Source organism: Bacillus sp. CFBP9009 (genome assembly GCF_036541465.1).
In the GTDB taxonomy this organism is placed as follows: Bacteria; Bacillota; Bacilli; order Bacillales; family DSM-1321; genus Peribacillus.
The window spans coordinates 96,060-109,976 of sequence record NZ_JAZHFU010000005.1 but is presented as its reverse complement, the minus strand read 5'-3'; the positions used below and the strand labels follow the sequence as shown (position 1 = coordinate 109,976).

The 13,917-nt window shown below is 40.9% G+C and carries 9 protein-coding genes; 5 read left to right on the top strand and 4 right to left on the bottom strand.

What is annotated here, in order from left to right:
* Window positions 1-321 precede the first annotated feature (321 nt).
* Window positions 322-2,328 carry a penicillin-binding transpeptidase domain-containing protein gene (locus tag V3595_RS15285; RefSeq protein WP_485908097.1) on the top strand — a complete coding sequence of 669 codons (2,007 nt, stop codon included), beginning with the start codon at window positions 322-324 and terminating at the stop codon, window positions 2,326-2,328.
* A gap of 263 nt (window positions 2,329-2,591) precedes the next feature.
* Window positions 2,592-4,667, top strand: coding sequence for a SpoIID/LytB domain-containing protein (locus V3595_RS15280; protein ID WP_485908095.1), 2,076 nt, complete (start codon window positions 2,592-2,594; stop codon window positions 4,665-4,667).
* 82 nt (window positions 4,668-4,749) lie between these two features.
* On the opposite strand, the gene V3595_RS15275 is transcribed toward V3595_RS15280, so the two are convergent.
* Both V3595_RS15275 and V3595_RS15270 read right to left on the bottom strand, forming a co-directional pair.
* On the bottom strand, window positions 4,750-4,971 hold the full coding sequence (locus V3595_RS15275) for a hypothetical protein (protein ID WP_485908093.1): 222 nt from the start codon (window positions 4,969-4,971) through the stop codon (window positions 4,750-4,752).
* 125 nt (window positions 4,972-5,096) lie between these two features.
* On the bottom strand, window positions 5,097-6,512 hold the full coding sequence (locus tag V3595_RS15270; RefSeq protein WP_485908091.1) for an alkaline phosphatase: 1,416 nt from the start codon (window positions 6,510-6,512) through the stop codon (window positions 5,097-5,099).
* A 256-nt stretch (window positions 6,513-6,768) separates the two neighbouring features.
* Here V3595_RS15270 and secA point away from each other — a divergent pair, with 256 nt between their 5' ends.
* The 3 genes from secA (at window position 6,769) to V3595_RS15255 (ending at window position 11,635) form a co-directional block, all read left to right on the top strand.
* Complete coding sequence (gene secA, locus V3595_RS15265) at window positions 6,769-9,147, top strand: preprotein translocase subunit SecA (RefSeq protein ID WP_485908089.1); 2,379 nt, start codon at window positions 6,769-6,771, stop codon at window positions 9,145-9,147.
* Entirely contained in the window at window positions 9,144-9,593 is a 450-nt protein-coding gene (locus V3595_RS15260; RefSeq protein ID WP_485908087.1) for an SLAP domain-containing protein, read from the top strand. Before secA ends, V3595_RS15260 begins: the two co-directional genes overlap by 4 nt.
* 245 nt (window positions 9,594-9,838) lie before the next feature.
* Complete coding sequence (locus V3595_RS15255) at window positions 9,839-11,635, top strand: LTA synthase family protein (protein WP_485908085.1); 1,797 nt, start codon at window positions 9,839-9,841, stop codon at window positions 11,633-11,635.
* Between the two features lie 20 nt (window positions 11,636-11,655).
* Here V3595_RS15255 and V3595_RS15250 read toward each other — a convergent pair whose 3' ends face one another.
* A complete protein-coding gene (locus V3595_RS15250; protein WP_485908083.1) occupies window positions 11,656-12,582 on the bottom strand; it encodes an LCP family glycopolymer transferase in 927 nt (308 codons plus the stop codon).
* A gap of 288 nt (window positions 12,583-12,870) precedes the next feature.
* Window positions 12,871-13,911 (bottom strand): C40 family peptidase, encoded by a 1,041-nt coding sequence (locus V3595_RS15245; protein ID WP_485908081.1) that lies wholly within the window; start codon window positions 13,909-13,911, stop codon window positions 12,871-12,873.
* Window positions 13,912-13,917: the final 6 nt, after the last annotated feature.

Genomic DNA, 13,917 nt, shown 5'->3' with positions numbered 1-13,917 from the left:
TCGAGTTTGCCTACGTTTTTTTAAGGTTTGTACAATTTGAACGTTGCCTCCTGGCACTCGTTTTCCGCCTGCGGCTCTCCTTGGGTGTAGACAGCGGCGGAAAGGGAGTGGATTCCTGAAATCAACTGAATCTTTTTGCGAACTGGCCCTTCTTCTATTTTTCTAAAACAAAAGTCCTGTACATAATGTGCAGGACTTTTGTTTTAGAAAAAACATGGTTAATTAGAAAAATGAAGAAATTCGGCATGCAAAATCCCCCATTCCCCTAATATTTTGCTAAACTATAGGTATATCATTCTAACTATTCATTAGGAGGAAATCATGAAGAAACTAGCTTTATTTTCCAGCTTATTGTTGATGAGCGTATTGTTTCTGGCCGGATGCTCGGATGAGCCAAGTCCGGAAGATCGCTTTGCGGCATACACGAAGCTTTGGAATAAACAGGATTTTGCGAAGATGTACGAGTATCTGTCGCCTGAGACCAAGAAGAAAATCAGTGCGGATGAATTTGCGAAGCGTTATGAAAAAATCTATACGGGCATAGAAGCCGACCAATTAAAGGTGGACTATAAACAGCCAAAAGAAGAGAAAGACCATAAAGATGGAGAAAAGGTAAGCCTTTCATATACTGTTGATATGTCCACTATGGCGGGTGCTGTCAGCTCTGATCATAAAGCGACACTTGTCAAGGAAGGGGAAGGCGAGGAAGAAAATTGGTACATCAGGTGGGATGAAAGCTACATATTCCCTCAATTGAAAGCTGGCGAGAAGGTATCGGTTGAATCGTATCCAGCCATTCGCGGGGAAATTGTCGATAGAAATGAACGCGGCCTTGCCATGAATGGAACGGTTGCAGAAGTGGGAATCGTGCCAGAGAAAATGGCCAACGAAATCGAAACGGTTAAAAAGGTTGCTGGAATCCTCAATATGTCCACCGACGAAGTGAATCAGAAATTAAAACAATCATGGGTAAAGCCAAGCTATTTCGTGCCCATCAAGAAAATGTCAAATGATAATACTGCAACCTTGGAAAAGCTATTGAGCATTGCTGGTGTATCTGTCAATAATACGGAAGAGCGCATATATCCATATAAAGAGGCTACTGCCCATCTAATTGGATATGTCGGTGAGGCATCGGCCGAAGATCTGGAGAAATTGAATGGAAAAGGATATACCGCAAGTGATGTTATTGGCAAGCGCGGTCTTGAGGAAGTGTTGGAAGAGCGGCTTAAAGGCAAACCTGGCGGTAAAATTTTTATTAAAACCGAAGATGGCGAAGAAAAAGTGATTGCTGAAAAGCCTGCTGAAGAGGGAGAAACAATTACATTGACCATCGACGCCGAGCTTCAAAAGGATATCTTTGAACAATATAAGAACGAAGCCGGATCGGCATCGGCAATTGATCCGAAGACAGGCGAAACGCTTGCACTTGTTTCAAGTCCGTCATTCGATCCTAATAAATATATTTTCGGAATAACGAAAGCGGAACAAAAAGCGCTTGAAGAAGACCCGAAAAAACCACTTCTGAACCGCTTCAGTTCGACGTTTGCACCTGGTTCAACCATTAAGGCCATCACTGCGGCAATCGCTTTGAAAAATGGTGTGGATCCGAAAGAGTCGATCAATATTCAAGGGAAAACATGGGCCAAATCGACATGGAAAGATCATTCTATTACAAGGGTTTCGGACCCTGGGGTTCCAATCGATATGGAAAAGGCATTAATTTATTCAGACAATATTTACTTTGCCCAAAAAGCTCTGGGGCTTGGTAAGGAAAAATTCACAAATGGACTCAAGGCATTCGGATTTGATGAGTCTTTGAATTACGATTATCCGATCAAAGCATCGAGCATCGGTAAGATCGACAGTGAGGGACGTTTGGCGGACGCTGGATATGGTCAAGCGCAAGTCCAAATGAGTACGCTTCATCTCGCCATGACCTATTCAGCTTTCTTGAATGAAGGAAACATCCTGGCACCTTCGTTAATAACAGGAGATAAAATAGAAAAGAAAATATGGAAAGAAAATGCGATATCAGCAGACCAAGCAAATCAGGTCACCAAGATGCTGACACAAGTAGTGGAACATCCTAAGGGAAGCGGACATGGAATAGATGATCTTGGCATCAAAATCGCTGCTAAAACGGGAACTGCTGAAATCAAGGCATCCAAAAATGCGGACGGAACAGAAAATGGCTGGTTCGTTGCCATGGACACAGAAGACCCGGAACTTCTCATGGCATGGATGATTGAAGATGTAAAAGGCCGAGGCGGCAGCCATGTCGTTGTCGATCAAATGAAACCGGTGTTGAAGAAGTATTTGAAGTAAAGAAAAAAATCACCCATAAGCAAGCATTTACCAAAATAAAAGCAGGACATGGTTTCTTCCATGTCCTGCTTTTATTTTGGTTGTGGATTCCAATTTGTTACGACAATAAAGCTGGATTTGAAGGATAATGAGTCGTACATACAGAATGTAAAAAGAGAGTTCAGTAACCTACAAGTAAACAGTTTTCTCATGCCAATAGATTGAACAGGATTAATTCAAAAGTCTTTGAAAGATAAATAGAAAAGGAATGAGGATGAAAGGGAATGAGAAATTTAAAGTATTTGTTTATCGCTTTCTTTATCACTTTTTTTGCATTTCCTTCTCATGAATCAACGGCAGCGGAAGAGAATATAACGATGGAAGTGAAACTGAAGAATTATTTGGGGAATAGAACAAGTGTTAAAATAACGGCAACCGGGGACTACCGTAATTCAAGGGGAGAGATATTCATCAAGGCGGGTGAAAGTCTGACTTTGAAAGCGGAGTCGGCTAAACTTGCCGTTTACAAAGGTTCTAAGAAAACGGGGTCTTATGCTTCCTTTAAGGTAATGCCAGTTAAACCTGAAGCTTCATTGTCCATAAACGGCCGTCCGTATCAAGGCTCATTGTCAATTACAGTGGAGGACGGTTACATCCGGCCAATCAATGCTGTTTACATTGAAGATTATCTAAAGGGTGTTGTCCCGCTGGAGATGCCCGCACTATGGCATGCCGAAGCCTTAAAAGCACAGGCGATTGCCGCCCGGACGTATGCACTTCGCCATCAATCGACAATCATTGATGATACAGTTTCTTACCAAGTATATGGCGGGGCTGCCGGTCACTATCGAACTGATTCAGCCATTGACCAGACAAAGGGCATGGTAATCAAACATGATGGCGAAATAATCGAAGCGTTCTTTTCATCAAGCAATGGAGGGATGACCGAATCGAATTCAAATGTTTGGTCAAGAGGCAACCCTCTTGCATATTTATCTATAAAAAAAGATTTCTATGATTCGAAAACCAATTGGGCGATAACGCTGGACAAGCAGCAAATCGACCTGTCAAAAATGAATTTATCTAAACCTGAAGAATGGTGGACAAGTGTAGAGGAAAAAGATAAAACGGTTGTGCCGAAACTGAAGGCTTGGCTGAAGAATAATGGATATGCGAAGAAAGATATTAAAATAACGGAGATTCCCTTGTTAACTTTTACAGATGAAAAAACGGGAGGCCGTGTTACGAAAGGCTCCATCCAAATGAATTTCTATGTAAGGGATCTCGTTGATGACAGGGGAAAACTTTTGCAGCAAACGGTTAAGCTTACTAATGTAGCGGCTTCCAAAATCAGGGGCATGGTGGGGCAAGAGGTGATGAAAAGCTATTTGGTTGACCATTCACCTTCCGATCCTTCCAAAATTGCAATCGAAGGATCAGGATATGGGCATGGGGTCGGACTAAGTCAGTTTGGAGCGAAAAACAGAGCGGAAGCAGGACACTCATATCAAGATATTTTGGGTTTTTATTATCCTGACACAACTATAGAAAAGGAATATGGACCAAGTGCCGGATCTAAAACGGATATTGTTGTAAAGGAGGAACCGAATTCAGTAAACATGAAAGCGAAGACGAAGACGGATCATTTAAATGATGAGGTTGGAATCACATACACCCTAAAAGAAGATGCTGTGGTAACTCTCACGATTAAAGATAGTAAAGGTAATGCCTTAGCTACCCCAGTCCGTGATCAAAAAATGAAAAAGGGTACCCATTCAGCTATCTGGAACACAAAAGCGGTAAGTGACGGGAAATATGAAGCGGAATTATCAGCAATGGACCGAGGCGGGAATGAAGGTTTGGAAACAATGGCGATAAAAATCAGTAGAGATACGTCGGCACCTAAAATCACCGATGTCAATACATCGGGTGATTACAGTACCGAGAAAGCGAACATAACGTATACAATTAATGAAAACGCTAATGTAACGGTGGAAATCAAGAACAGTAAAGGTAAGGTTGTCGGCATCCTTTCTGAAAGGCAGTTCAATAAAGGCAGTCAATCGGCAACCTGGGATTTCAAAAATATGTCCAACGGGATATTTACTGTAAAGATCTCCGCTAAGGATAAGAGTGACAATCAGAAAACCATTTCAACGAAAATCCCGATTAGGAAGACGGCGGGAAAAGTGACAGCAAACGAATTATCTATTAAAGAAAGTAGAAATGCATCTTCTGAAACGATCGGCAATCTATACAGGGACCAAGCCGTAACGATACTGGCTCAACAAGATGAATGGTATAAAGTGAAAAAGGGAAGCCAAATTGGATATGTATTAAAAAAACACATAAAAAAATGAATGAGTAGGACGTCACGTATGGCGTCTTTTTTTGACCTAATAAATAGTAAATGCACCACACTTACAAGAAAACAGCACGAATTCACAAGTAAATCGCAAACTCACGAGTAAAAGGCGCAAACTCACGAGTAAAAGCACTAAACTCACGAGTAAAAAGCGCAAACTCACGAGTAAATGCGCTAAACTCACGAGTAAAAAGTGCAAACTCACGAGTAAACTCACGAGTAAAAAGCACAAACTCACGAGTAAAAGCACGAAACTCACGAGTAAATCGCAAATCAACGAGCAGATTCACCAACCTCATGAGTAAATGCTCCAAAACTTCAAAGAAATGCCCCAAAACTTGAGTAAACGCACCTCAAAAGAAAAGAATACCGAAAAAATCCAGACGGTTAATGAGAAAGAAACTTAAAAGAGGATGTAATGATTTCATTCCTCTTTTGTTTTATGCTGACCGGGTGTGAACGGAACGCCGGCGGCTTTTGTGATGATTTTTGAAATATCGGTATTTTCAATGACTCCATCAAAGGCTTCACTGCCTGGACCCGAGGCGAAAATGGGAATCATATTGGCTGTGTGTCCTCCTGTGGAACTGGCCGCCCGTATGCTTCGATCAGCTACCCCCGCCTTATAATGCCTGGCGATGGTGCTTCCGATTTCCCAATCTATTTGATGCTGGGGATAGACAAGCGTTTTATTTTTTCTTACGTTATCGATGAATTGATCGACTTCCTGTTCAGTAAGGGATATATTTGCATAATTCTTGAATGTGGAAACGACACTTTCTGGATTGATTTCATTATTTTTATCGAATGTGAGTTGTTTTGACATATATTCAGATGAAACCCTGATTTTTTTCAAAGCAGGGATATCCATTGTTTCAGAAGCGGATGTCCCCATTGTTTCGTGGTCTGCAAGGACAATAATCAAGGTATCATTACGTTTTTTTGCCCAATTGACAACCTCTTTCACGGTTTGGTCAAATTCAATCGTTTCTTTCCATATTCCAGTGATATCGGCTGCATGCTCCATATGGTCAATACGCGCACCTTCGGCCATCAAGAAAAATCCCTTACCACCCCGTGATAAAATATCCAACGCTTTGGATGTCATTTCGGTTAGAGATGGCTCTTGAGAATGTAATACTTCTTTATCCAGTTTAAAATTCATATAGGTAGGGTGAAATAATCCTAAAAGTTTTTCCGGTTTATTTATGGAACTAAGTTCTTCTTTAGTCGTCGTAATCCCATAGCCAGCTTGTTTAAATTTACCGATTAAATCCTCGCCATTCTGCTTATCCGCCTCGAAATAGCTGGCACCTCCGCCGAGGATGACGTCGATACGGTTATCAAAGAGCTGCCTCGCGATATTTGCGCCACCTGTCCAGCGGTTAGGAACACTTGCACCAAAGGCAGCGGGTGTGGCATCGACTACCATATTGGTTGAGATGATCCCGACTTTTTTTCCATTGTTCTGAAAGGCATCCAATACACTATCGACCTCGGAACCATTGGCATCGACACCGATCGATTCATTGTTCGTTTTTATACCAGTGGCAATCGCGGATCCTCCTGCTGCCGAGTCAGTGACGTAATTATTGGCGGAATACGTGCGCATCAGGGCAATATGCTCCAGTTTTTCCAAATGCAGTACACCTGTCTTTCCATATTCCAATTGCCGGGCAATTTCTATCGCCCCTAACCCCATGCCGTCGCCAATCAGCAATATGACATTCTTGGGGGTGTTTTTTGTTTCTGCTTGAATAGGGGAGATCATGCAAATAAAACAAATTATAAGAACGAATAATCCAAAGCGATGCGGTTTATGTCTGGATGTCTTATTCATCTGTAATCCTCCATTGGGTGAAAGTCTTCCTATTATTTGTCTAAATCGATAAAAAAACCCCTCCCTGATATTAAGGATGGAGCTAATCTTTTTAGCACTGTTGGCGGCATCCAGTCGGTTTTTGCGTAATTTATCTTTCAAAAAAAGAAAGAATTTCTATATAATTACAATATGAAGGTGATAATTTATAAACAGTAAATACTTAACTGATATAATTTCACTAAAGTTCAATTGAAATAATAGGAGAGAAAACCCTATGCTATCCAGTGTGAAAAAGTTCTTCAAAGAAGGTTCTAAAGACTTGAAGAGAATTTATAAGTTGGTAGAAGAAGTGAATCGGCTAGAGGGTAAATATGAAAGATATTCAGACTTAGAATTAAGAGGAATGAAGGATAGATTTAAAAGCGTATTGGATGCTGGTGATAATATATTGGATATACAAGCTGAAGCTTTTGCGGTCGTGAGGGAGGCTTCCAAGCGAGTATTGAATCTTAGGCACCATGATGTTCAGCTTGCAGGCGGTTTTGTCCTGAGTGAAGGGGGCATTGCACAAATGAACACGGGCGAGGGGAAGACGCTTGTCTCCACTTTGCCTAGCTATTTACATGCACTGTACGGTAATGGTGTGCATATTATTACGGCCAATGAATATTTGGCCAGACGTGATAAAGAGTTGATGGGACAAATTCTAGAATTTCTAGGATTGACGGTTGGTTTGAACATTTCCCAAATGGGACCTTCCGCGAAACGTGAAGCGTATGCGGCAGATATCACGTATGGGACGGCAACAGAGTTCGGTTTTGATTATTTGCGAGATAATATGGTTTACCGAAGGGAAGACAAGGTTCAAAGAGGACACCGATTTGCCATTGTCGATGAGATTGACAGCATCTTGATTGATGAAGCGAGGACCCCATTAATCATTGCGGGCAGGGCAAACGACGGAACCGAGCTTCACCAGATCACGGCGCAAATCATGAAGACATTTATAGAAAAGGATGATTACGAGATTTCCATCGAGTCAAGGTCCGCCTTTTTCACGGATCAAGGGGCTTCCAAGATTGAAGAGGCCTTTGGCATCGACAATCTGTATGCAATGGAGCATCAAGAGTTGTTACATAATGTTACACAGGCGCTGAAAGCCCGGGCAATCATGAAAATGGATGTGGACTACATTGTCATCGATAAAAAGATTGCAATCATCGATAAATTCACAGGCAGGGTGATGGAAGCGCGAAGCTTCAGTGAGGGGCTTCATCAAGCGATTGAGGCAAAAGAGGGCTTGGAGATTTCCGAAGAGAATGAAACACAGGCTATGATTACCGTTCAAAATTATTTTCGATTATATCATTCAATGTCTGGGATGACAGGCAGTGCCATGCCATCAAAGTCTGAATTCTGGGAAATATATCAGCTCCCCGTCATTGAAATTCCAACTAATGAGCCTATTATTCGAGTTGATGAGGTTGATTTGATTTATAAAGATGAAACAAGCAAAATCAACAAAATCGTCACGGAAGTAAAACGGATTCATGATGGAGGCAGACCCATTCTGATCGGAACGACCTCCATTGAGCAATCTGAAAAAATTTCGGTTCAACTAGAGAAGGGGAAAATTAAACATCAAATCCTTAATGCGAAGACGGAAGAGGATGAAGCGGAAATCATCGCGAATGCCGGGCAAAAAAATCAAGTGATGCTGGCTACGAACATGGCTGGGAGAGGAACGGATATAATACTTGGAGATGATGTCAAGGAAATGGGCGGCCTTCATATTATCGGTACGGAGCGACACGAGAGCCGTCGGATCGATATGCAGCTAAGAGGACGTTCCGGCCGGCAGGGTGATCCTGGTTCAACACAATTCATCATTTCTTTGGAAGATGATTTGTTTAATTACTATGATGAAGAAGAAATCGGACGTTATATCAAGAAAATCAAAACGGATGAAAATGGATTGGTGCTGAGCCCTGCACCCGATAAATTCGTTAAAATGGTTCAGGAAACGGTAGAGCAAATGCATCAATCAAGCCGTTACCATTTATTGAAGTTAGAGCATGCATTAAATGAGCAGAGTAAAATCATCTATGCAATGAGAAATCGGATTCTTGATATGGAGCCTGGACGGATGTCGGCCATTTTACTTGAATATATTGAAAAATACATTACTCGGCTCACAGTGAAATATTCCCCTGAACATATGATGGAACCTGATTCCTCTGCCTTTATTGAAGAGGTTTCACCTGTTTTCCAGTCGTTGGGTTGGCAGGCAAGTGATTTGCAGGATTTAGAAGGCCAAATCGAAGGAAAAGTGTTGGATGCTTTAGGTGAATTTGAATCGAGACTGGTGATCTTTCAGAACGATGCAGAATGGGGAAACCAGTTGCGCGCTTTCATACTGCAGCATATCGATACAAATTGGATGAATCACCTGGATAAAATGAACAGTGTGAAGGAAGGCGTTGGTTTAAGCGGATATGGTCAGCAGGACCCATATACGTTGTTTGAAAAAGCAGCCCTCAGTCAATTTAACCTTCTATTAAGTAAAATTGAGTCGGAGATAAGCATCCGCTTTATGGAATATATGAAAAGCAATCAGGAAGATGAAGCTGCTTTGGAGGGTGAGGAACGATGAGTTTATTTGAAAAAAGGGATAATACACAAAAGTTATCAGATCAGGATGACATCGTTCATACTGCCCTGATGTTTCACAAGGGGTGGGAAGTTTCCAAGCAAGAGGAATATGTATATAAATTCCACCATCAAAGGCTTCCTGCATTAAAACCGAACCAAATTTCATTATCCGGCATCAAGCTGACTAGGGTGGAAGATGATGTAATCATAGAGGCTTTTCTACGAAATTCAATAGAGAAAGCTGTCAGTTTTGATATCGTGGATTTACTGTTAGTTGATGGAGATGGAAAATTCCTCGCAAAAAAGGCATTCGATCTTTCAGAGCTTGGTGAGCTTCCAGCACTTTCAAGCATCCCCTGGCGTTTCTTATTCGAGGAAGGGGATATGTTGGCGGAATCGATTCCTGATGAAGGTTGGAAGATTGCTTTCGAATGGAAGAGAAAATAGGAAAACACCCGCATGAGTCTAGCGGCAACCGGCAGCTATTTTTACCGGAGATCCAAAGCAAAGCCCTCATCCTTTTAGTGATGAAGGCTTTTTGTTTATAAAGGAAGTCATTAGTGCCAAATATTTATGCCGTTTTCTGTGTGCAATTTCTCATAAATGGCAACGCTAAGTAATATTTATAAGTAATCTTCCGCAATCAGGCTTAACTAAGGCTTGGAAATAATGAAGAGGAAAGTGGCAGGAGCATGAAGAATAACCGTAATCAACGCTTGAAGGAGAGGCTATTTGAGTTATTGTCATTCTCAATCGTGGCCATACTTTTCATTTATACGAATGATAGGATGGGTAACGATCTTTCTATTGGGATAATTACGATAATCATCGGTGTTGCCGGTTTTATTGTTTATCTGAAGGAATGGATATCGAATCGAATCGTAAAAGGCATCATTTTTTCAGTTTTCCTTCTTTCGATTATGGTCTTTTTCCTTGGGGACATCTGGTTTTACCGTTATTATTCGACACCTATAACATCCTATATGTGGATGCAAAAAAGCAACCTGAATGGGCTTGGTGAAAGTATATTCAGTATGATGGAAATGAAGGATGCAATCTTTCTTCTGTTAGGCATTCCAATTGCTGAGTCATTTGTGAAGAAAAAATACCCCCTCAAGCATATGGCGCTTGTACCGGCCGTAATATTCCTGATGATAGCAGGATTGAAGCCGGTCAAGAACATCTTTATCGACAAAGTAGATATAACCAGGCGTTATGAGGCGAATACCTTCTTGCGAAACTGGGGTCCGATCGGCCATCACGCATTGGATACGTATGCCTACTTTACTGACTCGGGAAGGCATGGAATGTCTTCGCAGGAAAAGAAGGCCGTTTCTGATTACTTCAATAAAAAGAAAAGAAAGGAAAATGGGCATTCAGGCTCCTTGGAGGGGAAGAATCTCATTATCATCCAGGTGGAATCTTTACAGGCGTTTCCGCTATTTCAAAGCAGTGCCGGGCAGGAGGTCACGCCATTCATGAATGAACTGGCGAAAGGGGGTTTGTACTTCCCCCATGTTTATCCACAGACGGTATTTGGGAATTCATCTGACGGAGAGCTTATCGTGAATACCGGATTATTTCCTTTAAAGCAGGGTGCGACCTTTTTTCGATTCCCATATAATGATTTTCCGGGTCTTGCTAAGGAATTAAAAAAGTCGGATTATCAAAGTTTTGCTTTCCACGGAGATGAAGAAGACTTTTGGAATAGGCAGCATGCATATCCCTCGCTAGGGTTTGATGACTATCTTTCCATAGAGGATATGTCGCAAGATGAGATGATTTCGATGGGATTGGGAGACCGCAGTTTCTTCAAGCAAAGCTATGATTTCTTAAAAGATAAACAAAATCCCTATTACGCTTTTTTCGTTACATTGACCAGCCATGTACCTTTTTCACTGCCGAAGGAACAGATAACATTGAAGCCTGAAGTTGGAAAAGAGAACAGTTACCTGACTAAATATTTTGAAGCAATTCATTATACAGATTCAGCCATCGGGGATTTCGTAAAGAGGTTGAAGGATGACGAGAAATTGAAAGACAGCGTGATTGTCATTTACGGAGATCATGATGGGCTATTTTTAAAAGATAAACACGAGGTAGAAGCGTATTACGGTAGTAAAATTAGCGATGAAGAGTGGATTGAGAAATATATGCCCATTCCCGTGATCATTTATCAGGAGGATATGGAAGGAAGAACGATTGATAAGGTAGCGGGCCAAATCGATATTTTACCAACTCTATATGATCTGTTCAATATTAAAAGTTCTGCATATTTTGGAGAGAGCATGCTGAATGGTGAAGAGGGCGATGCTTTGATATTAAAAGGGGATTATGGTTCTCAAATGAAAATAAATGGGGAAGGCAAGGTCGAAGAATTTTCACCTGAAGAGCAAAAGGAGATTGATTTGAGTGATCAAGTGATACGCTCCAATTACTTTAAACAAATGAAGGAAGAGAAAAAAGGTGAAAAAAAAGAGGATGACTGATAAAAGCCATCCTCCCTTCATTATAATCCCAGATGCGTTTTCACACGGTTTTGGGCTTCAAGCTTTGTATCTTCCGGAACGATGTTGTACCAAACGCCATCTACCCGTTGATTGTCACCTTCAAGTGTATATTGTTCAATATTTTTGAGGGATGATTTGTAGTTATTTTGGATGCTCAACATTTCATTGAAGCTTAAGTTGGTTTCCACGTTTTTACCTAGAGCTTCGAATATATCGTCATAATTGGTAAGTGTCGATAGGCTTGCCCCTTTTTTCATGACAGCTTGGATAACCTGGCGTTGCCGCATTTGCCGTCCATAATCCCCACGGGGATCTTCCTTACGGATTCGGGAATAAATCAAGGCCTCTTTACCATTTAAGTCGATTGTGCCTTTATTGAAAGTATAGCCTTTATAGGCAAGGTCCATATCATTATCGACTGTGACGCCACCAACAGCATTCACAATATCCTGAAAGCCTTCCATATTCATTTTGACGTAATAATCAATCGGAATATCCAAATAAGCTTCCACTGTATTTATCGACATGGCAACTCCGCCATATGCATAGGCATGGTTCATTTTATCATTTATACCTTTACCGATGATCTCTGTACGAGTATCCCTCGGTAAACTCAATAACTCAATCGATTCTTTTTTAGGATTAACCGTCATGACAATCATCGTATCTGATCTACCTGAGTCATTTTCTCTTTCATCCACACCAAGAATCAGCAATGAAAATGGATCTTTGCTTTTAAACTTGATGTCCTCTACCCGTTTATCCGTTTTATGGGCTGTACCCTGCATAGTGCTAATCGCACCAGCAAATGATTGATAAACTGAAGCGCCATAAACACCTGCGCCAATGAAAAGGATAAGAAGGGTGAAGCCGATTATTTTAAACGTTTTGCGTTTCTTTTTCTTTTTTTTATGTTCGGATCTCATTTAATATTCCTCCCTTAACCATCCCACAAAATGGAAGGTGTGAAAAAGTACCTAGTCGGTATTTTTAACTATACCTTTTTTTTGTCAAAAATAGAATAGTTTCTTTTTGTAGTTAGAGTGCATATTTACCATTTTTTATCCAAAAAAAACGAAGGATTCTAGAGAAACCGAATTCCTTCGTTGGCACATCATTCGATTGTTTCGTAATTTGTATAGCCAGAGATAAAGAAGCTATGATTCTTTTACATGAAATTGCCAGACTTTAAGAGAAAGTCTGGCAAGTAAATCTTATAGACTTCTATAACCGATGATTTTACTCTTGAAATAAGAGTTTGAAGTAGTACTGATTGTTACTCCCTTGCTTGATGAGGCATGAATGAATTCCCCGCCGCCCAAGTAGATTCCCATATGGCTTACCACTGATTTATTGGAACCTGTTGCAAAGAAGATAAGATCGCCGCTTTTCGGTGAAGTAACCTTTTTACCCATATCATAATATGTGGAAGATGAAAGCCTCGGTACGTCATACCCAGCCTTCTTGAATGTATAGTAAATGAATCCGCTGCAATCGAAACCTGATGGGGAGGAACCCGCCCACGAATATGGTGTACCAATTAATTTTTTTGCTTCGGAAACGAGCTTGGCCACTTTGTTCCCCGAACTTGGGGCTTCCACTTTTCCCTCATCGTTTTTATCCGCTGGGGCAGTACTTGCCGATTTACTTAGTTTTAGCTTTTGACCCACTCTGATTAAATCGGACTTTAAAGAGTTGATTGATTTAAGCTGAGTTACAGTCAAGTTGGTTTTTCTGGAAATCTTGGAAAGGGTGTCACCTTTTACCACAATGTATGTAGACGAATTGACTGGGGTCTGTGTAACATTGGATGGTTTGGAGCTGCCGGGTAAATCAATGGTAGTGGTAGTGGTTGATTTAGATACGATAAGTTTGTTACCTGCATAAATTCTATCGGATTTTAAGTTATTCAGTTTCATCAATTCAGCAAGTGTAAGGTTATGCTTGTTTGCTATCCTGGTTAAGGTGTCACCTGAAACAATGGTATATGTGGTTTTCTTAGTTTTTTTCACGGAAACTGAAGAAGCATTGGATGTTGTTTTGGAGTTGGGTGTAATTAATTTTTGATTGATTTTCAAAAAGTCTGATTTTAAGTTATTAAGCTGTTTTAAGTCTTTTACCGTCGTATGATGCTTCTGGGCGATTTTACTTAAGTTATCACCGCTTTTGACAGTATATGTACCGGCAAGGGCAGGAGAAACAAAAGTCGAAGATAAAATGGCTAATGTCGAAAATGCGACAACACTTTTTTTCACAATTTT

Coding starts and splice junctions, on each gene's coding strand:
- V3595_RS15275 (WP_485908093.1), bottom strand. CDS start 4,971: ATGAGGTTGGTGAATCTGCTCGTTGATTTGCGATTTACTCGTGAGTTT.
- V3595_RS15280 (WP_485908095.1), top strand. CDS start 2,592: ATGAGAAATTTAAAGTATTTGTTTATCGCTTTCTTTATCACTTTTTTT.
- V3595_RS15285 (WP_485908097.1), top strand. CDS start 322: ATGAAGAAACTAGCTTTATTTTCCAGCTTATTGTTGATGAGCGTATTG.
- V3595_RS15250 (WP_485908083.1), bottom strand. CDS start 12,582: ATGAGATCCGAACATAAAAAAAAGAAAAAGAAACGCAAAACGTTTAAA.
- V3595_RS15270 (WP_485908091.1), bottom strand. CDS start 6,512: ATGAATAAGACATCCAGACATAAACCGCATCGCTTTGGATTATTCGTT.
- V3595_RS15255 (WP_485908085.1), top strand. CDS start 9,839: ATGAAGAATAACCGTAATCAACGCTTGAAGGAGAGGCTATTTGAGTTA.
- secA (WP_485908089.1), top strand. CDS start 6,769: ATGCTATCCAGTGTGAAAAAGTTCTTCAAAGAAGGTTCTAAAGACTTG.
- V3595_RS15260 (WP_485908087.1), top strand. CDS start 9,144: ATGAGTTTATTTGAAAAAAGGGATAATACACAAAAGTTATCAGATCAG.